The organism is Pseudomonas sp. SWRI92, from assembly GCF_014268685.1.
Lineage (GTDB): Bacteria > Pseudomonadota > Gammaproteobacteria > Pseudomonadales > Pseudomonadaceae > Aquipseudomonas > Aquipseudomonas marvdashtae.
The window spans coordinates 171752-190904 of record NZ_JABWQY010000004.1 but is presented as its reverse complement, the minus strand read 5'-3'; the positions used below and the strand labels follow the sequence as shown (position 1 = coordinate 190904).

Below are 19153 nucleotides of genomic sequence, written 5' to 3'. Positions count from 1 at the left end.
GGGACCTACAACCGAAACGGTCGCAGCCTACAGGCCTAGTATTGACCAGCGCGCGCAAAAGAACAGTTTTGGGGCACGCCATTCAGAAAAACAAAGGGCGCGGTCAATGCCGCGCCCTCAGGACAACGCCTTACTCGCCCTGTCGGGCAGCAGCGTCGAGTTCAAAAGCCGTGTGCAGGGCGCGCACGGCCAGCTCCAGGTACTTCTCTTCGATCACCACGGACACCTTGATTTCCGAGGTGGAGATCATCTGGATATTGATGCTTTCCTTGGCCAGGGACTCGAACATGCGGCTGGCCACGCCTGCGTGGGAACGCATGCCGACACCGACGATCGAGACCTTGGCGATCTTGGTATCGCCCACCACTTCCCGGGCACCAATCTCGACAGCCGTCTTTTTCAGCACGGTTTCAGCAGATTGGTAGTCGTTGCGGTGCACGGTGAAGGTGAAGTCGGTGGTGTTATCGTGCGCGACGTTCTGCACGATCATGTCCACTTCGATGTTGGCGGCACTGATCGGGCCGAGGATCTTGAAGGCCACGCCGGGAGTGTCTGGCACACCACGGATGGTCAGCTTGGCTTCATCGCGGTTGAAAGCGATGCCGGAAATGATCGGCTGTTCCATGGTTTCCTCTTCATCAATAGTAATGAGGGTGCCCGGACCCTCTTTGAAGCTGTGCAGAACGCGCAGCGGAACGTTGTACTTGCCGGCGAATTCAACCGCGCGGATCTGCAACACCTTGGAACCGAGGCTGGCCATTTCCAGCATCTCTTCGAAGGTAATCTTGTCCAGGCGCTGAGCCACGGGGACAACCCGCGGATCGGTGGTGTAGACGCCATCCACATCGGTGTAGATCTGGCACTCGTCAGCCCTGAGGGCTGCCGCCAGCGCCACGCCGGTGGTATCGGAACCGCCACGACCGAGGGTGGTGATATTGCCGTGCTCGTCCACGCCCTGGAAGCCGGCGACGACCACAACGCGACCGGCCTTCAGGTCACCGCGAATTTTCTGATCGTCGATCTGAAGGATACGCGCTTTGTTGTGCGCGCTGTCCGTCAGGATACGAACCTGGTTGCCGGTGTAGGACACCGCCGGCACGCCACGCTTGATCAGGGCCATGGCCAGCAAGGCAATGGTCACCTGCTCGCCAGTGGACACGATCACGTCCAGCTCGCGGGGGACCGGTTGCTGGTCGCCGCTAATTTGCTTGGCCAGATCGATCAGACGGTTGGTCTCGCCGCTCATTGCCGACAGCACGACCACCAGGTCGTCGCCCGCGTCACGGAATTTCTTAACCTTGTCGGCGACTTGTTCGATTCTCTCGACGGTGCCGACCGAGGTGCCTCCAAATTTCTGTACGATCAAAGCCATTTCAAAGCCGCCTCTGCCCATGAAGGGCGCCCAATAATCAATCAACAGCGGTCGGGCCCACGCTTGGCGAGCCCGGAGCGCTGCCTTAAATACCCTGCTCTACAAATGCAACGGTCTGGGCCAGTGCCGCGTCCAGGGCGCTGGCGTCGGTACCGCCGCCTTGCGCCATGTCCGGACGACCACCGCCCTTCCCGCCCACTGCCGCAGCGGCCTGCTTCATCAAATCACCGGCTTTGAGTTGGCCAGTCAGGTCTTTGGTCACGCCTGCGACGAGAACGACCTTTTCCTCATGGACACCGCCGAGCAGGATCACTGCGCGGCCGAGTTTGTTTTTCAGTTGATCGACCAGCGCCAGCAGCGCCTTGCCGTCCTGGCCATCGAGACGCACGGCCAGCACCTTCACGCCCTTGACGTCCACGGCCTGGGCCGACAGATCGTCGCCCGCAGCGCTGGCAGCCTTGGCTTGCAACTGCTCGAGTTGTTTTTCCAGCAGGCGGTTGCGCTCCAGCACGGCCGAGAGCTTGTCGATCAGGTTGTCGCGGCTGCCCTTGATCAGGGTCGCCGCTTCCTTGAGTTGTTCTTCCGCCGCATTGAGGTACGCCAGCGCCGCAGCGCCAGTGACCGCCTCGATACGCCGCACGCCGGATGCCACGCCACCTTCACTGATGATTTTCATCAGGCCGATGTCGCCGGTGCGATTGGCGTGGATGCCACCGCACAGTTCAACGGAGAAGTTGCCCATGCTCAGCACGCGCACGCTGTCGCCGTATTTCTCGCCGAACAACGCCATCGCGCCCTTGCGCTTGGCGGTCTCGATGTCGGTTTCCTCGGTTTCTACCGGGGAGTTCTTGCGGATTTCGGCATTGACGATGTCTTCCAGCGCCTTGAGTTGCTCCGGCTTGATCGCTTCGAAATGGCTGAAGTCAAAGCGCAGGCGCTGGCTATCTACCAACGAGCCCTTCTGCTGGACATGCTCGCCCAACACTTGGCGCAACGCGGCGTGCAGCAAATGCGTGGCGGAGTGGTTCAGCGACGTGGCATGCCGAACCTCGGCGTCGACATGGGCCGCCACCGGAGCGGCGATCATCAGGCTGCCCGACGCCAGCACGCCGTGGTGCAGGAAGGCGCCGCCGGTCTTGGTGGTGTCACGCACGTCGAAACGCGAGCTGCCCGCTTGCAGATAACCGCTGTCGCCGATCTGGCCGCCGGATTCGGCGTAGAACGGCGTCTTGTCCAGCACGATCACGCCTTCCTGGCCTTCGCTCAGGATGTCGACCGATTGCCCGTCCTTATAGATCGCGACGATCTTGGCCGAGCCGGTGGTCGCGGCGTAACCGGTGAACTCGGTCGCCACGTCAACCTTGACCAGGCTGTTGTAGTCCATGCCGAAAGAACTGGCGGAACGCGCACGCACGCGCTGGGCTTGCATCTCGCGCTCGAAACCTTCCTCGTCGAGGGTCAGGTTGCGTTCGCGGGCGATGTCGCCGGTCAGGTCCATCGGGAAGCCATAGGTGTCGTACAGCTTGAACACCACATCGCCCGGAACCACGTTGCCCTTGAGCTCGGCCAGGTCCTGCTCGAGGATCTTCAGGCCCTGCTCCAGGGTCTTGGCAAACTGCTCTTCTTCGCCCTTGAGCACGCGCTCGATGTGCGCCTGCTGGGACTTGAGTTCCGGGAAAGCCTCGCCCATCTCGGCCACCAGCGCGGCGACGATCTGATAGAAGAAGCTGCCCTTGGCGCCCAGCTTGTTGCCGTGACGGCAGGCGCGGCGAATGATTCGGCGCAGCACGTAGCCACGGCCTTCGTTGGATGGCAGCACACCATCGGCAATGAGGAAGCCGCACGAACGGATGTGGTCCGCCACCACTTTGAGCGAAGCCTGGTTGTCGTTGGAGCACCCGATGGCCTTGGCCGAAGCGCTCAACAGGCTTTGGAACAGGTCGATTTCATAGTTGGAATGAACGTGCTGCAGCACCGCACTGATCCGCTCCAGGCCCATGCCAGTGTCCACCGACGGCGCTGGCAGCGGATGCAACACGCCATCGGCGGTGCGGTTGAATTGCATGAAGACGTTGTTCCAGATCTCGATGTAGCGGTCGCCATCTTCTTCCGGCGAGCCGGGTGGGCCGCCCCAGATGTCGGCGCCGTGATCGTAGAAAATCTCGGTGCAAGGGCCGCACGGGCCAGTATCGCCCATGGTCCAGAAGTTGTCGGAAGCGTAAGGCGCGCCTTTGTTGTCGCCGATGCGCACCATGCGCTCGGCTGGGACACCGACCTCTTTGGTCCAGATGTCATAGGCTTCGTCATCCGTCGCGTAGACCGTGACCCAGAGCTTTTCCTTGGGCAGGTTCAGCCATTTCTCGGAGGTCAGGAAGTTCCAGGCGAAGGTGATGGCGTCGCGCTTGAAATAGTCGCCGAAGCTGAAGTTACCCAGCATTTCGAAGAAGGTGTGGTGACGAGCGGTATAGCCGACGTTTTCCAGGTCGTTGTGCTTGCCGCCAGCGCGTACGCATTTCTGGCTGCTCACCGCACGGGTGTAGGCACGTTTTTCCTGGCCCAGGAAGCAGTCCTTGAACTGGTTCATCCCCGCGTTGGTGAACAGCAGGGTCGGGTCGTTGCCCGGAATCAAAGAGCTGGAGGCTACTCGGGTGTGGCCTTGCTCTTCGAAGAAGCGAAGGAAGGCTTCACGGATTTCTGCGCTTTTCATTAGGTTCTTCCACGGAGGCTGCGGCCAAAGGCCTGTGCAAAACGTCAACAGACGAAGCAACGGCAAAGGGCCGCATTATATCGGCCCTTTGCGTGGGGTACAGCGTGTTTATGCGATAGAAACCGTCAATTGGCTCGCCGGGGCGATCAGTTGCGGGAAAAGTCGACGAAAGTGTCGATGACCTGGTCGATCTGCCCCGCGCTGACGTCCATGTGGGTCACCATGCGCAAACGGGGCGCGGCACTGAGCTTGATGCCACGTTCCGCGGCGAATGCCTTGATCGCCTCGGCCCGCTCGCCAAGCTGTGCGTAGACCATGTTGGTCTGCACGGGCTCGACGTCATAGCCTGCCGCACGCAAGCCGTCGGCGAGCCGCTGGGCATTGGCGTGATCATCGGCCAGGCGCTGGACCTGATGCTCCAGGGCATACAGCCCCGCCGCCGCGAGGATCCCGGCCTGGCGCATGCCGCCGCCGACCATCTTGCGCAGCCGCCGGGCCTTGCCGATCAGCTCGACGCTGCCACACAGCACCGAGCCAATGGGCGCACCCAGGCCCTTGGACAGGCACACCGACACCGAATCGAAATGCTGGGTTATCTCGCGCGCGTCGACGTTCAGCTTGACCGCGGCGTTGTACAGCCGCGCGCCGTCCAGGTGCAGGGCCAGGCCATGTTCCTGGGTAAAACGCCGGGCCCGGGCCAGGTATTCCAGGGGCAGCACCTTGCCCTGCATGGTATTTTCCAGGGCCAGCAGGCGGGTGCGGGCAAAGTGGAAGTCATCGGGTTTGATCGCCGCAGCCACGTGCGTCAGGTCCAGCGAGCCATCGGCCTGTACCTCGAGAGGCTGGGGCTGGATCGAACCGAGCACCGCCGCACCGCCCCCTTCGTATTTGTAGGTGTGGGCCTGCTGGCCGACGATGTATTCGTCGCCGCGCTCACAATGAGCCATCAACCCCAGCAGGTTGCTCATGGTGCCGGTCGGCACGAACAGCGCCGCCGCGAAGCCAAGGCGCTCGGCGAGTTCGGCTTCGAGGCGATTGACGGTCGGGTCTTCACCGTAGACGTCGTCGCCCGTTGGCGCATTGGCCATGGCATCGAGCATGCCGGCGGAAGGTTGAGTCACCGTGTCGCTGCGAAGGTCGATAACGCTCATGAATCTGGCCTCGGGTTCAGATGGGGGAATGCCCTTTCGGATGACAATTACTGCGGGCATGGCGATGAATAATCAAGCCAGTTGCCCATGCGTTGCACCGAAATATGTGTTAAAAATCCTCCGCCGCCAACCACGGCGACAAAAACGTTCTCAGGGCGGGGTGCAACTCCCCACCGGCGGTAATTGCGCGCAATGCGCATAGCCCGCGAGCGCTTGGCACTCACCACTTTCTTGCGGTGCAGCGACAAGGTCAGCAGACCCGGTGCGATCCCGGGGCCGACGGTCATAGTCCGGATGAAGAGAGAACGGGATTGACACCCAAGGGCCGCCTGCGACTGTCTTGTGCGCGGCGTACCCTCGAATCCCCTTCGATTCATGACGCCCTGTTTTTCACACAAACAGGAACCAGAACATGCAACCCACTGCAATCGACAGCAAAACCAAAACCCATCCGGGCGAGCGCGTCGCGTTCATCCAGGCCTGCTGGCACAAGGAAATCGTCGACCAGAGCCGTAAAGGCTTCGTCGCCGAGATGATCAGCCAGGGTTATCAGGAAAGCGACATCGACTTCTTCGAGGTTGGCGGCGCCTTTGAAATTCCGCTGCACGCCAAGCTGCTGGCAAAATCCGGCCGGTACGCCGGCATCGTTGCTGCAGGCTTGGTAGTGGATGGCGGCATCTACCGTCACGAATTCGTCGCCCAATCGGTGATCAGCGGCCTGATGCAGGTCCAATTGGAAACCGAAGTGCCGGTGTTCTCGGTCGTGCTCACGCCACATCACTTTCATGCCGGCGAAGAACATCAGAAGTTCTTCTTCGAGCATTTCGTGCACAAGGGCCAGGAAGCGGCGAAGACCTGCGCTGATACGCTGCACAAGACCCGGGCATTGCGCCGCAGTGAGCAGCGCGCCCTGGCAGTCTGACGCCGATTCGATCGTGGGGCGGACTTGCTTGCTCCCACGACCGAGTCAACGCTGGATTCAGGCCAGGTTTTCGTCCGTCGCCGGCACGATCAGAATCCCGGCACGCAAGCCATTCTTGACCTTGGGGTTCGGGAAGATGATCCGGGCCCCCTCCTCTTCGATCACCCAACGAGTCTGGGCGATGTCCTCGGCCAGCACATAACCTTTTTCAAGCTCGGAAAAATTCTCGATGTCCGCCGGCAAGTTCAGGCGGAAGCTATCGCTGTGCTTGATGACTTCCCGGGCGACGCTGAACAGTTGCAAGCCATCGAGCCCTTCATCCAGCTCCGGCTCGTTGCCCTCAATGATCTGTTGCAGGCGGGTTTCCAGCAAGCTGACGTTAACCCCGTTGTTCTGTCCGAACGGCCGGGCCTTGCCCAATTCCAGGGTGAAAGACTCGGCGCCGAGCTGATCGTAGGTGTAGGCGCTGAAGACGATGGACGGCTTGTTCTGCAGCAACACCGCCTCCATGCCCGCCGCGCGCAGGCGCGCCAGTTCGCGACGTGAATGCGGACGGCCTTCCTTCCAGGGATACAGGGCGAACTGCTCGATCTTCGAGCCACGAATCGCAGTGTGCAGGTCGTAATGCAGACGGCTGCGGTCCGGCACGCTGAAGAAACTCGCGGCCAGTCGTTCAAGTTCACACGCTCGCAACGCTTCGGGGCCGCCGCTCAATTCGTGGCGACCGTTGAACAGCCGGTTGACGTCCTGCTCGACGAAGCGCTCTCCACGACGGATGGCCTCGGGGTTGCCGAACAGGAACAAAATGCGCGCCCGAGGCTTCAGGTCGCCGCGGGCAATGCCATGAAGCAGGCGGTCGAGCAATTCGATCGGCGCGGTTTCGTTGCCGTGGATTCCGGCCGATAGCAGCAGGTCCAGGCCGTTATCCCAGGCTTCGGGCGGCTTGACCTCAAGCGCGCCCTCGCTCAACCAGCGCATCCGTACGCCTTCGACAGTCAGTTGAGTCTTCTCCGCCGGTTCACGGCCGGCGAGCGTCAGTTCAAGCAGTTTGCCGAGGGCGAGCATAGCGCGGGTTCCTTAATGGTCGTGGCCGCAATCCGGGCCATGGACATGGTCATCATCGCCGACGTCGGCCGGTTCCATTTCCAGTTGCAGGCTGACCAGGTTGGTCGCCAATGGACGCAGCAGCAGGTTGGCGTATTCCTCATCCCCTTCTTCGACGTCGACGCCGATCAGCAACTGGCCGCGGCCATCCTGCTGGATCCACAGTTCCTTGCCTTGCCACATCACTGCGACGCGCGTGCAGGAAGTTTCCAGTTGCGTGCCGTCGGTGTCTTCAAGGATCAGCTGCAGGGTATCGCTCATGTCTTTACATTCTCGTCTGGGGATAAGGCAACGCGCCCTGCTTTGACTGTAGTCAGGTCGCGCGCGCTTTCAATTGATCTGGAAGGGATAAACCGAGCCAAGTTTAAGGATTTGTGTCAGTTCATCCAGTGCCGACCGACATTCAAGCAGCAATTGCGGGTCCGCCAGGTCGTTTTCGGTCATCCGGTCGCGGTAGTGGCGATCGACCCAGTGGGTCAGCGAATCGTACAGCGGCGCGGTCATGATAACCCCTGGATTCACCGCCGCCAGCTCGGTTTCGTTCAGCGCCACGCGCAACCGCAGGCACGCCGGGCCACCACCGTTCTGCATGCTTTGCTTGAGGTCGAAGACCTTCACTTCGCGGATCACGCCGCCAGCGCCGGTCAGGCCTTGCAGGTATTGCCAGACGCGTTCGTTGCCGCGGCATTCCTCCGGCACGATCAGCAGCATCGAACCGTCGGGACGCGACAGCAATTGGCTATTGAACAGGTAGGAACGCACCGCATCATCGACGGTAACGGCCGAACGCGGCACGCACACCGACTGGAATTTCCCACCAACCTTGGCAAGTTTGCTGCTCAGTTCGGCCAGCATCTTCTCGGTCTCGAGGAATGCGTCCTCGTGATAGAACAGCACCTCGCCGTTGCCCACCGCGATTACATCGTTGTGGAAAACGCCCTGGTCGATCACCGCCGGATTCTGTTGGGCGTACACCACGCCCTCTTCGCTCAAGCCATGCAGGCGGGCGACCGCGCGGGACGCCTCGAGGGTCTGGCGCGCCGGGTATTTGTGCGGCGATGGATAACGGCTGTCGAAAGCACTGCGACCGAACACAAAGAATTCGACACCAGCCTCACCATAGGCGCGGCAGAAACGCGTGTGGTTGGCCGCGCCTTCATCGCCGAACTGCGCCACCGCCGGCAAGGCAGCGTGATGAGCGAAGTGCTGCTGGTCGGCAAACATCGCTCCGAGCACACGGCTGGTGGTCGGGTGTTCGATGCTGCGGTGGTATTTGCAATTGAGGTTGGCGGCGGTGAAATGCACGCGGCCGTCGGCGGTGTCGGCACTTGGGCTGACGGTGGCGGCATTCGCGACCCACATGCTCGAGGCCGAGCAACTGGCGACGAGCAGCGGCATCGCTTCCTTCGCCGCCTGCTGGATGACCTGGGCATCGCTGCCGGCAAAACCCAACCGACGCAGGGCCGCCACGTCCGGACGCTCCTGTGGCGCCAGCACACCTTGCTGGAAACCCATTTCCATCAGCGCCTTCATCTTCGCCAGGCCCTGCAGCGCCGCTTCCTTGGGGTTGGACGACTGCTGGCTGTTGCTCTGGGACGCAACGTTGCCGTAGGAGAGCCCGCCGTAGTTATGGGTCGGCCCCACTAGACCGTCAAAGTTGACTTCATAGGATTTCATCAGCGAGGCTCCACGAGAATCTGTTTTTTATAGGCATCAATAACAACTACGGCGCGGCTATCGCGAGCGAACCCGCGATAGCGGTTTTACGCCATCCGCACACCAGGCGTCAGGCTCGCCGGCATGACCAGGCTTGGGGTTTCCAGCGAGGCCACCGGATACGCGCAATAATCCGCCGCGTAGTAGGCACTCGCGCGATGGTTGCCCGAGGCGCCGACACCGCCGAACGGCGCGCTGCTGGCGGCGCCGGTCAGCTGTTTGTTCCAGTTGACGATACCAGCACGACTGTGCAGCCAGAACTGTTCGTAGCGCGCTTGCGAATCCGACAGCAAGCCGGCGGCCAAGCCATATTGGGTGTTGTTGGCCTCGCTGATCGCTGCTGCGAAATCCTTGTAGCGGATGACTTGCAGCAGCGGCCCGAACAGTTCCTCATCGGGGCGCTCGGCCACGGCAGTCACATCGAGAATCCCCGGGGTCAGCAACGCAGCCTGTGGCTGGGGCTGGGTCATGGCCAGCAACGGCACCGCGCCCTTGCCCAGCAAATGATTCTGCGCATCCATCAGCGCTTTCGCCGCGCCCAAGGACACCACCGAGCCCATGAACGGCGCCGGCTGCTGGTCGAAGGCGCCCACCTCGATGGTCGAACTGACTTGCACCAGGCGCTCAAGCAAGGCATCGCCCCACGCCCCTTCCGGCACCAGCAGACGGCGTGCGCACGTGCAGCGCTGGCCGGCGGAAATGAAGGCAGACTGGATGATGGTGTAGACCGCCGCATCGACGTCGGCCACCTCATCCACCACCAGCGGATTGTTACCGCCCATCTCCAGCGCCAGGATCTTGTCCGGCCGACCGGAAAACTGTTGATGCAGCAAATTGCCGGTGCGACTGGATCCGGTGAAGAACAGCCCGTCGATCCCCGGTTCCGCCGCCAGGGCGATACCGGTTTCCCGCGCGCCTTGCAGCAGGTTCAGCACGCCCGCTGGCAGGCCGGCCTCGACCCAGCACTTGACCGTCAGCTCGGCGACTTTAGGCGTCAGCTCGCTGGGCTTGAACAACACGCAGTTGCCTGCCAGCAGCGCGGGCACGATGTGACCGTTGGGCAAATGGCCGGGAAAGTTGTAGGGGCCGAACACCGCCACCACGCCGTGAGGCTTGTGGCGCAGCACGGCGGTGGCGTCGCCCAGGGGGCCGCTCTTCTCGCCGGTCCGCTCACGGTAGCTCTGCACCGAAATTGCCACCTTGTTGATCATGCTGGTGACTTCGGTGGCCGATTCCCACAGCGGCTTGCCGGTTTCCTCACCGATGCAACGGGCCAATTCGTCAGCATGAGTCTTCAGGTTGCCGGCAAACGCTTCCAGTACCTGGATGCGTTCATCCAGCGAGCGCCGCGCCCAGTCCGGGAACGCCTGGCGCGCCGCCTGCACAGCGGACTCCACCTGCGCGGCCGTGGCGCCTTTGCCAGACCACAAGACCTGTTGGGTCACCGGGTTCAACGACTCAAAGACGTCGCCCTGGCCTTCCAGCCAACTTCCAGCGATGTACAGCGATTTCATTATTTCGACTCCCGAGCGGCAGACAACGCCACGGCACGCACTTGATCGCCGGCGTTGAGTTGAAGACGTTTGGCGGTCAGCGGATCGACCACCAGTGTGCCCGCGGCGAAGCGCGCCGGTGCTGCGGTGATGCGGCAGTCTTCACGCTTGCGGTTATGGATGAGGAACGGCGTGGCGTCATCGCCCGGCGTGCCGATGGCCAGCACCAGCGCCTGGCTGTCTTTAATCGCGCGGATCTTGCCGGTCTCGCATTCGACGGCCGGGCCGGCATCGAAGATGTCAACGTAACCCTGGTAGCTGAAGCCCTCGCTCTTGAGCATCGACAGCGCCGGCTCCGTGTCAGGATGAACCTGGCCAATCACGGCCCGGGCATCTTCGGACAGGAAGCAGGTGTACAGCGGGAACTTGGGCATCAGCTCGGCGATGAAGGCTTTGTTGCCCACACCGGTCAGGTAGTCGGCCTGGCTGAATTCCATCTTGAAGAAATGCCGACCCAGGCTTTCCCAGAATGGCGAACGGCCGTTATCGTCGGACATGCCGCGCATCTCGGCGATGATCTTGTTGCCGAACAGCTGTGGAAATTCGGCGATGAACAACAGACGCGCCTTGGCCAGCATCCGGCCATTGAGGCCACTGCGGAAGTCGGCGTGCAGGAACAGCGAGCACAGCTCGGAATTGCCGGTCAGGTCGTTGGCCAGGAACAACGTCGGGATTTCCCGGTAGATGTTCAGTTCCTGGGAAGCGCTGACCGTCAGGCCGACCCGGAAGTTGTACCAGGGCTCACGCAGGCCCACGGCGCCAGCGATGGCGGAAATGCCGACCACGCGGCCGTCATCGTCTTCGAGCACGAACAGGTAGTCCGCATCGCCGCGCCCGGCTTCGCCGCGAAAGGTCTTCTCGGCCCAGCCGACCCGATGCGCCAGGCGCTCTTCGTTGGCCGGCAAGGTGGTCAGGCCGGTACCGGTGCTGCGGGCCAGGGCGATCAGAGCGGGTAAATCGCTGCTGCGTACAGGACGAACGATCATGCTATCTCCTCAAACGGGCCGCTCACGCCACCCGCGAAACTCAGCTTAAGGCGTTAAACCGCTACCAGGCGCACACTGGCGCCCTCGCCGACGCCCAAGGCTTCGGCCGCTTCCATGTCCAGGGTCACTGGCTTGCCCGGCGCGTAATCGAGCTCAAGCAGCACGGCGCGGTAGTCCTGCAACTGGGCGTTGGCCACCAGGTATTGGCGGCCGGCACCCTTGACCGGCTCGCCGATCTTGACCGGCACCACGCGGCTCTGGGCAATCGAACGGATGCCCGAAACGCGCGCATGCAGGGTCGGGCCGCCGTCGAAGATATCGATGTAGTGATCGGTCTCGAAACCTTCGCGCATCAGGATGTCGAAGGTGATCTGCGCCCGAGGATGAACCTGGCCCATGGCTTCTTGGGCGGCGTCCGGCAACAGCGGCACATAGATCGGGTAATGCGGCATCAGCTCAGCAAGGAAGGTGCGGCTTTTCAGCCCGCACAAACGCTCGGCAGCGGCGTAGTTGAGGTCGAAGAAGTTGCGGCCGATGGCGTCCCAGAACGGCGAGTCGCCATTCTCGTCGCTGTAGCCGACGATCTCGGTCACCACCGAATCGGCGAACCGCTCCGGATGGCTGGCAACGAACAGCAGGCGGCCGCGGGAATTAAGCTCCGCCCACGGCGACCCGACCAGTTCCGGCACCACGTAGAAACTCGTCAACAGGCTGTTGCCGGTCAGGTCGTGGCACTGGGAAAGGACGTGGATCTTGTTGTGGATCTTCAGCTCGCGGGACGCATGGACGAAGGTCTCGTTGCGAAAACTGTAGAACGGCTCGGAATAGCCGGCCGACGCGACGATGGCCGAACAGCCCACCAACTTGCCGGTGGCGGTGTCTTCGAGGACGAAGAAATAACTCTCCTCGCCGTTGAAACTGACTTCGGCGGAGAACGAGGCTTCGCTTGCGGCGATCTTGTCGCTCAGGCGTTCCACGTCATCCGGCAAGGAAGTGACACCGATCGGACTGTCCGCAGCCAGACGCTGTACCTCGCCCAGATCAGCCATTTGCGCGGGGCGCATCACCAGCATGGTGTCACTCCTTAACTTGAAATAAACGGGTCGACCGCGAGGCCGATACACAGAGAAAAAATACTCAATGAATGAGCGGCAGCGCGCCGCTCATTCATTGGAGTCGGTTCGGACTGGCGAATCAGGCTTGCGTCAGCTTCGCCGCGGCCCGCTCGAAACGGTCCAGGCCGGCGTCGATGTCGGCGTCTTCCACCACCAGGCTCGGCGCGAAACGAATCACGTCCGGGCCGGCTTGCAGGATCATCAGGCCTTCCTGCTCGGCGGCGTTGAAGATGTCCTTGGCCTTGCCCTTCCAGGCGTCGTTCAGCACGCAACCAATCAGCAGGCCCAGGCCACGCACTTGGGTGAACAGGCCGTACTTCTCGCCGATCTGCTCCAGGCGCGCCTTGAACTTATCGTGCTTGGCGTTGACACCCTTGAGCACCTCGGGGGTATTGATCACATCGATCACCGCTTCGGCCACCGCACATGCCAGCGGGTTGCCGCCGTAGGTGGTGCCGTGGGTGCCGACGACCAAGTGCTTGGCCAGCGCTTCGGTGGTGAGCATCGCGGCAATCGGGAAACCACCGCCCAGGCTCTTGGCGCTGGTGAGGATGTCCGGGACCACGCCGTAGTGCATGTAGGCGAACAGGTGACCGCTGCGACCCATGCCGGTCTGCACTTCGTCGAAGACCAGCAGCGCGTTGTGTGCATCGCACAGATCGCGGGCGCCTTGCAGGTAGGCCAGTTCGGCCGGCAATACACCGCCCTCGCCCTGGATCGGTTCCAGCACCACGGCACAGGTCTTGTCCGAAACAGCCGCTTTCAGCGCCGCCAGGTCGTTGTAAGGAACGTGGGTGATGCCGGTAATTTTAGGCCCGAAACCGTCGGAGTACTTCGACTGCCCGCCAACGTTGACGGTGAACAGCGTGCGCCCGTGGAAACTGTTGAGCGCGGCAATGATTTCGTATTTCTCGCTGCCGAAACGGTCGAACGCAACGCGACGGGCCAGCTTGAAGGCGGCCTCGTTGGCTTCGGCGCCGGAGTTGCAGAAGAACGCGCGCTCGGCAAAGGTTGCGTCAATCAGCTTATGAGCCAGTCGCAGCGCCGGTTCATTGGTGAATACGTTGGACACATGCCACAGCTTGTTGGCCTGTTCAGTCAGGGCGCCAACCAGCGCCGGATGGGCATGGCCGAGTACGTTGACTGCGATACCGCCAGCAAAATCGATCAACTCGCGACCGGACTGGTCCCACACGCGGGAACCGGCACCACGCACAGGAATAAAGGCAGCAGGTGCATAGTTGGGAACCATCACCTGGTCGAAATCGGCGCGTTGTACCGCGGCTTGCTCAACGGACATCGGAGTCTCCTGAAGAGGAACACCCGCCTGGAACTGGCGAGCTTGGTAAGGATTGTAAGGACAGTTTTCGGCCCGGCCTTGCCGCCAAGCGACAACTTCTTATAGCGCCAACCCACGTTTTGCGCGGGTTTACGGCAATGCGACAAATAGCGTCGCAAAGGCGCAGTTTAAACGTTGCCGGTGTATTTGAGGCGCCTGCATCCACATTTCCCTCGGCCATGCAAAGCACACCCTGTGGCGAGGGGATTTATCCCCGTTCGGCTGCGCAGCAGTCGTAAAAGCTGCCAACCGTTTTATTCCTGACCCAACGCGTTGAATGGCTTTGGGGCTGCTTCGCACCCCAGCGGGGATAAATCCCCTCGCCACAGGGTTACATGCCCTACTTATAAAGGGGTTGCGCCAGACCTAGCCCCGTTCGGACGGCACCGAGGACAATTCGAACGGGCTGCTGCTGCGGCGCTGGTTGCGGTCTTCCCGTGGCGTGGCGCCGAAGAAGTTGCGATAGGCGCTGGAGAAATGCGGCCCCGAGGAGAACCCGCAGGACAGGCCGATCTGGATGATGGATTTGCTGGTCTGCATCAACATCTGCCGCGCCTTGTTCAGGCGCAGCTCCAAGTAATACTGGCTCGGCACGCGGTTGAGGTATTGCTTGAAGATCCGCTCCAGTTGCCGGCGCGATACGCACACATGCTGGGCGATTTCGTCGGTGGTCAGCGGCTCTTCGATGTTGGCCTCCATCAGCAGCACCGCCTGGGTGAGCTTTGGATGGCTGGAGCCGAGGCGGTTCTGCAACGGGATGCGCTGGCGCTCGCCGCCCTCGCGAATGCGCTCGACCACCAGCTCTTCCGACACCGCACCCGCCAGTTCCGCACCGTGATCCCGGGCCAGCACCGCCAGCAACAGGTCGAGCACCGACATGCCGCCGCAAGCGCTCAGGCGATCACGATCCCAGTCAAACAGGTGGCTGGTGGCGATGACCTTGGGAAAGCGCTCGGAGAAATCGTCCTGCCAGCGCCAATGCACGGCGGCGCGATAACCGTCGAGCAAGCCCAACTGAGCCAGCGGATAGACACCGGCAGACAGGCCACCGATGACACAACCGGCACGCACCAGCTGCTTGAGTGCACTGCTCAGCGGCGAGGCCAGCGCGGTCGGTGGCTCATCCGCCAGCAGGAACAGCTTCTGCAAGCCCTCGAGCTTGCCGGCCCAAGGCTCGCCCGGTAACTGCCACGCGCCTTCGGCTGGCGGCTCGGCTTGCAGGAACGACAGTTCGTAGACCACGTCCGGATGCACTCGCTGAGCAACGCGCAAGGCCTCCTCGGCCAGCGCCAGCGTCAAGGCTTTTGTGCTGGGCCAAATCAGGAAACCTATTCGATGGGCAGTCATGGCGGGCAATCCGAAGCAAAAACAGTGTTAAAGCCAAAAGCGGCTGCAACCAAATTAGACCATCTGGCGCATGGCGCGCAGCATGATCCAAATCAGGTGCGTAACGGGAGCAATTACTTGAGGCTGCCCGACAAGAATTGTTGCAGGCGCTCCGATTGCGGATTGACCAGCACTTCGCGCGGATTGCCGCTTTCTTCGACGATGCCTTTGTGCAGGAACACCAGTTGGTTCGACACCTCACGGGCAAAACCCATTTCATGCGTCACTACCACCATGGTCCGGCCTTCCAGGGCCAAGGCCTGCATCACCTTGAGCACGTCGCCCACCAGCTCCGGGTCGAGGGCCGAGGTCGGCTCGTCGAACAACATCACCTCAGGCTCCATCGCCAGCGCACGGGCAATCGCCACGCGCTGCTGCTCGCCGCCGGACATGTGACCCGGGTAGGCGTCCTTGCGGTGCGCCACGCCGACCTTGTTCAAATAGTGCTCAGCCTTTTCGCGAGCCTCGGCCTTGGCCACGCCCAATACATGCACCGGCGCTTCCATGATGTTTTCCAGCGCGGTCATATGGGACCACAGGTTGAAATGCTGGAACACCATCGACAGCCGCGAACGCATGCGCTGCAACTGCTTGGGGTCCGCGGCCTTCATGGCGCCATCCTTACCGGCGACCAGCTTCAGCTCTTCGTTATTGAGCAGGATCTTGCCGGCATGGGGTTGCTCAAGCAAGTTGATGCAACGCAGGAAGGTGCTCTTGCCGGAGCCACTGGAGCCGATGATGCTGATCACGTCGCCAGCGGCGGCTTTCAGGGACACGCCCTTGAGCACTTCGTGACTGCCATAGCGTTTATGCAGGTCTTGGACTTCAAGCTTGTACATGCGGTCGGTTCTCACAAAACGTCAATCGTTGAGCAGTCGATCGGATCGATGCGTTATCAGTGCTTGCGCGGGGCCAGGTAACCCAGCCAGCGGCGCTCGGCCAACTTGAACAGGCGCACCAGGATGAAGGTCAGGCACAGGTAGAAAACGCCGGCCGTGATGTAAGCCTCGAACGGCAAGTAGTACTGCGCATTCACCGTGCGCGCGGCACCCGTGATGTCGATCAGGGTCACGATGGACGCGAGACTGGTGGTCTGCAGCATCATGATCACTTCGTTGCTGTATTGCGGCAGCGCCCGGCGCAGGGCCGACGGCAGCAGGATCCGGCGATACAGCTTGTAGCGCGACATGCCCATGGCCTTGGCCGCCTCGATCTCGCCGTTGGGCGTGGCCCGCAGGCTGCCGGCGATGATTTCCGCGGTGTAGGCGCTGGTGTTGATGGCGAACGCCAGGCACGCGCAGAACGTCGCGCTGGACAGCCACGGCCAGAGGAAGCTCTCGCGCACGGCTTCGAATTGGGCCAACCCGTAGTAGATCAGGAACAACTGCACCAGCATCGGCGTGCCGCGGATCACGTAGGTGTAGAGCCACGCCGTCATGTTGACGATCGGCTGCTTGGACACCCGCATCAACCCCAGGGGCAGCGCGGCCAACAGACCAAAGAACAGCGACAGGGCCAACAGCTTCAGGGTGGTGAGCAGGCCGCTGAAGTACAGCGGCAAGGCTTCATAGATGACGTTGTAGTCGAAGATCATAGATCAGCCGCCCTTACGCCTACCGAGTAGCGCTTCTCAAGGTGACGCAATGCCAGCAACGAGACACTGGTAATCACCAGGTACATCGCCGCCACTGCCAGGAAGAAGGTGAAAGGTTCGCGGGTGGCATCCGCCGCCTGCTTGGCCTTGAACATCATGTCTTGCAGGCCCACCACCGAAATCAGTGCAGTGGCCTTGGTCAACACCAACCAGTTGTTGGTGAACCCGGGGATCGCCAGGCGAATCATCTGCGGAACCATGACCCGGAAAAACACTTGGAACCCATTCATGCCATACGCCAAGCCCGCCTCGGCCTGCCCCTTGGGGATTGCCATGAATGCACCGCGAAAGGTTTCCGACAGGTAGGCACCGAAAATGAAACCCAGGGTGCCGATGCCGGCCGCTAGCGGATTCAGGTCGATGTAGTCGTCATAGCCGAGCATTGGCGCGACGCGGTTGATCAGGTCCTGGCCGCCGTAGAAGATCAGCAGGATCAGCACCAGGTCGGGAATGCCCCGGATGACCGTCGAGTACAGGTCGCCCAGCCACGCCAGCCAACGCACCGGCGAGAGGCGCAACGCGACACCAATCAACCCCAGGACGATGGCCAGGGCCATGGACGACAAGGCGAGCTGAAGCGTCAACCATGCGCCATCGAGGATGACAGCCCCGTAGCCTTTCAACATGATTCAGGTCCTCGAAAGTGGGATGAAAAAATGGCGCAAACCGCAGAGATCCTGTTGCTTGCGCCATTTCGCACGAGTGGCGGGACGTAATTACTTGCCGTAGATATCGAAGGCGAAGTACTTGTCCTGGATTTGCTTGTACTTGCCGTTCTCGCGAATGGCAGCGATTGCGTCGTTGATTTTGCCTTTCAGCGCATCGCCCTTGCGAACCGCGATACCGATGCCATCGCCGAAGTATTTCTCATCGGTGAAGGCCGGGCCGACGAACGCAAAGCCCTTGCCCGCGTCAGTCTTCAGGAAACCGTCATCAAGCAGCGTAGCGTCGGCCACGGTGCCGTCGAGGCGGCCAGCGGCCACGTCCAGGTAGATCTCGTTCTGCGAACCGTACGGCTTGATCTCGGCACCCAGCGGGGCCAGGACTTCACGGGCGAAACGCTCGTGGATCGAACCGCGCTGCACGCCGATGTTCTTGCCCTTGAGCTCAGCCAGGCCGTCGCTGACCTGGGTACCGGCCTTCATCACCAGACGAGCCGGGGTGTTGTAGTACTTGTTGGTGAAATCAACGGACTTCTTGCGATCTTCAGTGATCGACATGGACGACAGGATCGCGTCGATCTTGCGCACCTTAAGCGCCGGAATCAGGCCGTCGAACTCTTGCTCAACCCACACGCACTTGACCTTCATCTCTTCGCACAGCGCATTGCCGATGTCGTAGTCGAAGCCGACGATGCTGCCGTCCGGGGCTTTCGAGGCGAACGGAGGGTAAGCCGCTTCAATACCGATCTTCAGCGGTTTTTCATCGGCGAAAGTCGGCAGGGACAGCACGGACAGTGCCAGGGCGCCAAGCAGCACAAGTTTCTTCATCTTGGGACTCCATCGGTAAAGGGCGAAAACGGCAGAGTGAGCAACAGCCCAATATGCGAATGGGTGGAACGAACTTTGGTGCTGCGTCCTAGGAAGCTCACGTTTATTCAACGCAAGCCACGACGAGCGAGTGATCGGCATTCTAACGACAGGCCCGAAGCCGATATTTCTTCAATGCGACAACAAATTACAGAAGCACCGAGAAAGCTGTTCGAGCACATTGACAGCCCCGCAAAATCATGCAAGAGCAAAAGAAAGGGAACCGATCCATGCTGCAAATAGCGGGCCCATTATTCGCAAACCCTTCTAATCCGGCAAGCACAGCGTGTCGGCTTGTTTTCCGAGACGCCTGGAGCCGCCCTATATCGCGGCTTGGCGTTTCACATCGCCCCGTTGTGGCGCCTTTGGTTACACATTTCGAAACACCGGTAACGCTCGGATATATCTCACTTTAAACGCCGATATTTATTCATCCACCAAACCCGTGACGAGGGAGCTTACTCCCGCTGGGCTGCGCAGCGGCCCCAAAAGCCAGGCACCGCGGTCGTTCAGTCATACCGCACCGACCGATCATCCTATCTATTCACACACCGAACCCGTGGCGAGGGAGCTTGCTCCCGCTGGGCTGCGCAGCAGCCCCAAAAGCCAGGCACCGCGA

16 protein-coding genes and 1 riboswitch are annotated in these 19153 nt (G+C 61.4%); of the genes, 1 reads left to right on the top strand and 15 read right to left on the bottom strand.

Annotated elements, in window-relative coordinates:
* Window positions 1-130: 130 nt before the first annotated feature.
* The 3 genes from HU762_RS09655 to ltaE all read right to left on the bottom strand — a co-directional run bounded on the left by HU762_RS09655 (window position 131) and on the right by ltaE (window position 5230).
* Window positions 131-1372 (bottom strand): aspartate kinase, encoded by a 1242-nt coding sequence (locus HU762_RS09655; RefSeq protein WP_186635903.1) that lies wholly within the window; start codon window positions 1370-1372, stop codon window positions 131-133.
* Between the two features lie 85 nt (window positions 1373-1457).
* Entirely contained in the window at window positions 1458-4079 is a 2622-nt protein-coding gene (gene alaS, locus HU762_RS09650) for an alanine--tRNA ligase (RefSeq protein WP_186635900.1), read from the bottom strand.
* Between the two features lie 146 nt (window positions 4080-4225).
* Window positions 4226-5230 (bottom strand): low-specificity L-threonine aldolase, encoded by a 1005-nt coding sequence (ltaE, locus tag HU762_RS09645; RefSeq protein WP_186612261.1) that lies wholly within the window; start codon window positions 5228-5230, stop codon window positions 4226-4228.
* Between the two features lie 142 nt (window positions 5231-5372).
* A riboswitch (FMN riboswitch) is annotated at window positions 5373-5541 on the top strand.
* A 101-nt stretch (window positions 5542-5642) separates the two neighbouring features.
* Here ltaE and HU762_RS09640 point away from each other — a divergent pair.
* The gene (locus HU762_RS09640; RefSeq protein ID WP_186612262.1) at window positions 5643-6152 is read left to right on the top strand and encodes a 6,7-dimethyl-8-ribityllumazine synthase; all 510 of its coding nucleotides are present in this window, start codon (window positions 5643-5645) and stop codon (window positions 6150-6152) included.
* Window positions 6153-6209: 57 nt separating this feature from the next.
* Here the strand turns inward: HU762_RS09640 and astE are convergent, their stop codons facing one another.
* The 12 genes from astE to HU762_RS09580 form a co-directional block, all read right to left on the bottom strand.
* Window positions 6210-7217, bottom strand: a complete 1008-nt coding sequence (gene astE, locus HU762_RS09635; protein WP_186635897.1) for a succinylglutamate desuccinylase — start codon at window positions 7215-7217, stop codon at window positions 6210-6212.
* Between the two features lie 12 nt (window positions 7218-7229).
* Complete coding sequence (locus tag HU762_RS09630) at window positions 7230-7517, bottom strand: hypothetical protein (protein ID WP_003178862.1); 288 nt, start codon at window positions 7515-7517, stop codon at window positions 7230-7232.
* 69 nt (window positions 7518-7586) lie between these two features.
* The gene (astB, locus tag HU762_RS09625; RefSeq protein ID WP_186635894.1) at window positions 7587-8933 is read right to left on the bottom strand and encodes an N-succinylarginine dihydrolase; all 1347 of its coding nucleotides are present in this window, start codon (window positions 8931-8933) and stop codon (window positions 7587-7589) included.
* 86 nt (window positions 8934-9019) lie between these two features.
* A complete protein-coding gene (astD, locus tag HU762_RS09620) occupies window positions 9020-10489 on the bottom strand; it encodes a succinylglutamate-semialdehyde dehydrogenase (protein WP_186636273.1) in 1470 nt (489 codons plus the stop codon).
* The gene (gene astA / locus HU762_RS09615; RefSeq protein ID WP_186635891.1) at window positions 10486-11511 is read right to left on the bottom strand and encodes an arginine N-succinyltransferase; all 1026 of its coding nucleotides are present in this window, start codon (window positions 11509-11511) and stop codon (window positions 10486-10488) included. The genes astD and astA overlap by 4 nt, the downstream gene beginning before the upstream one ends.
* 53 nt (window positions 11512-11564) lie before the next feature.
* Window positions 11565-12584 carry an arginine/ornithine succinyltransferase subunit alpha gene (aruF, locus tag HU762_RS09610; protein ID WP_186612266.1) on the bottom strand — a complete coding sequence of 340 codons (1020 nt, stop codon included), beginning with the start codon at window positions 12582-12584 and terminating at the stop codon, window positions 11565-11567.
* A 121-nt stretch (window positions 12585-12705) separates the two neighbouring features.
* Window positions 12706-13926 carry an aspartate aminotransferase family protein gene (locus HU762_RS09605; protein WP_186635888.1) on the bottom strand — a complete coding sequence of 407 codons (1221 nt, stop codon included), beginning with the start codon at window positions 13924-13926 and terminating at the stop codon, window positions 12706-12708.
* Between the two features lie 405 nt (window positions 13927-14331).
* A complete protein-coding gene (gene argR / locus HU762_RS09600; protein ID WP_186635885.1) occupies window positions 14332-15312 on the bottom strand; it encodes a transcriptional regulator ArgR in 981 nt (326 codons plus the stop codon).
* Between the two features lie 113 nt (window positions 15313-15425).
* Complete coding sequence (locus HU762_RS09595; RefSeq protein WP_053124413.1) at window positions 15426-16190, bottom strand: ATP-binding cassette domain-containing protein; 765 nt, start codon at window positions 16188-16190, stop codon at window positions 15426-15428.
* A gap of 56 nt (window positions 16191-16246) precedes the next feature.
* A complete protein-coding gene (locus HU762_RS09590) occupies window positions 16247-16945 on the bottom strand; it encodes an ABC transporter permease (protein ID WP_186635882.1) in 699 nt (232 codons plus the stop codon).
* Window positions 16942-17631 (bottom strand): ABC transporter permease, encoded by a 690-nt coding sequence (locus HU762_RS09585; RefSeq protein WP_186635879.1) that lies wholly within the window; start codon window positions 17629-17631, stop codon window positions 16942-16944. Before HU762_RS09585 ends, HU762_RS09590 begins: the two co-directional genes overlap by 4 nt.
* Window positions 17632-17721: 90 nt before the next feature.
* Complete coding sequence (locus HU762_RS09580) at window positions 17722-18495, bottom strand: ABC transporter substrate-binding protein (RefSeq protein ID WP_186635876.1); 774 nt, start codon at window positions 18493-18495, stop codon at window positions 17722-17724.
* Window positions 18496-19153 lie beyond the last annotated feature (658 nt).

Excerpts from the sequence above, each read along its gene's own strand:
- alaS (WP_186635900.1), bottom strand. The coding sequence starts at position 4,079 with ATGAAAAGCGCAGAAATCCGTGAAGCCTTCCTTCGCTTCTTCGAAGAG.
- HU762_RS09640 (WP_186612262.1), top strand. The coding sequence starts at position 5,643 with ATGCAACCCACTGCAATCGACAGCAAAACCAAAACCCATCCGGGCGAG.
- HU762_RS09605 (WP_186635888.1), bottom strand. The coding sequence starts at position 13,926 with ATGTCCGTTGAGCAAGCCGCGGTACAACGCGCCGATTTCGACCAGGTG.
- ltaE (WP_186612261.1), bottom strand. The coding sequence starts at position 5,230 with ATGAGCGTTATCGACCTTCGCAGCGACACGGTGACTCAACCTTCCGCC.
- HU762_RS09585 (WP_186635879.1), bottom strand. The coding sequence starts at position 17,631 with ATGTTGAAAGGCTACGGGGCTGTCATCCTCGATGGCGCATGGTTGACG.
- aruF (WP_186612266.1), bottom strand. The coding sequence starts at position 12,584 with ATGCTGGTGATGCGCCCCGCGCAAATGGCTGATCTGGGCGAGGTACAG.
- HU762_RS09595 (WP_053124413.1), bottom strand. The coding sequence starts at position 16,190 with ATGTACAAGCTTGAAGTCCAAGACCTGCATAAACGCTATGGCAGTCAC.
- HU762_RS09580 (WP_186635876.1), bottom strand. The coding sequence starts at position 18,495 with ATGAAGAAACTTGTGCTGCTTGGCGCCCTGGCACTGTCCGTGCTGTCC.
- astE (WP_186635897.1), bottom strand. The coding sequence starts at position 7,217 with ATGCTCGCCCTCGGCAAACTGCTTGAACTGACGCTCGCCGGCCGTGAA.
- argR (WP_186635885.1), bottom strand. The coding sequence starts at position 15,312 with ATGACTGCCCATCGAATAGGTTTCCTGATTTGGCCCAGCACAAAAGCC.
- HU762_RS09590 (WP_186635882.1), bottom strand. The coding sequence starts at position 16,945 with ATGATCTTCGACTACAACGTCATCTATGAAGCCTTGCCGCTGTACTTC.
- astB (WP_186635894.1), bottom strand. The coding sequence starts at position 8,933 with ATGAAATCCTATGAAGTCAACTTTGACGGTCTAGTGGGGCCGACCCAT.
- astA (WP_186635891.1), bottom strand. The coding sequence starts at position 11,511 with ATGATCGTTCGTCCTGTACGCAGCAGCGATTTACCCGCTCTGATCGCC.
- HU762_RS09655 (WP_186635903.1), bottom strand. The coding sequence starts at position 1,372 with ATGGCTTTGATCGTACAGAAATTTGGAGGCACCTCGGTCGGCACCGTC.
- HU762_RS09630 (WP_003178862.1), bottom strand. The coding sequence starts at position 7,517 with ATGAGCGATACCCTGCAGCTGATCCTTGAAGACACCGACGGCACGCAA.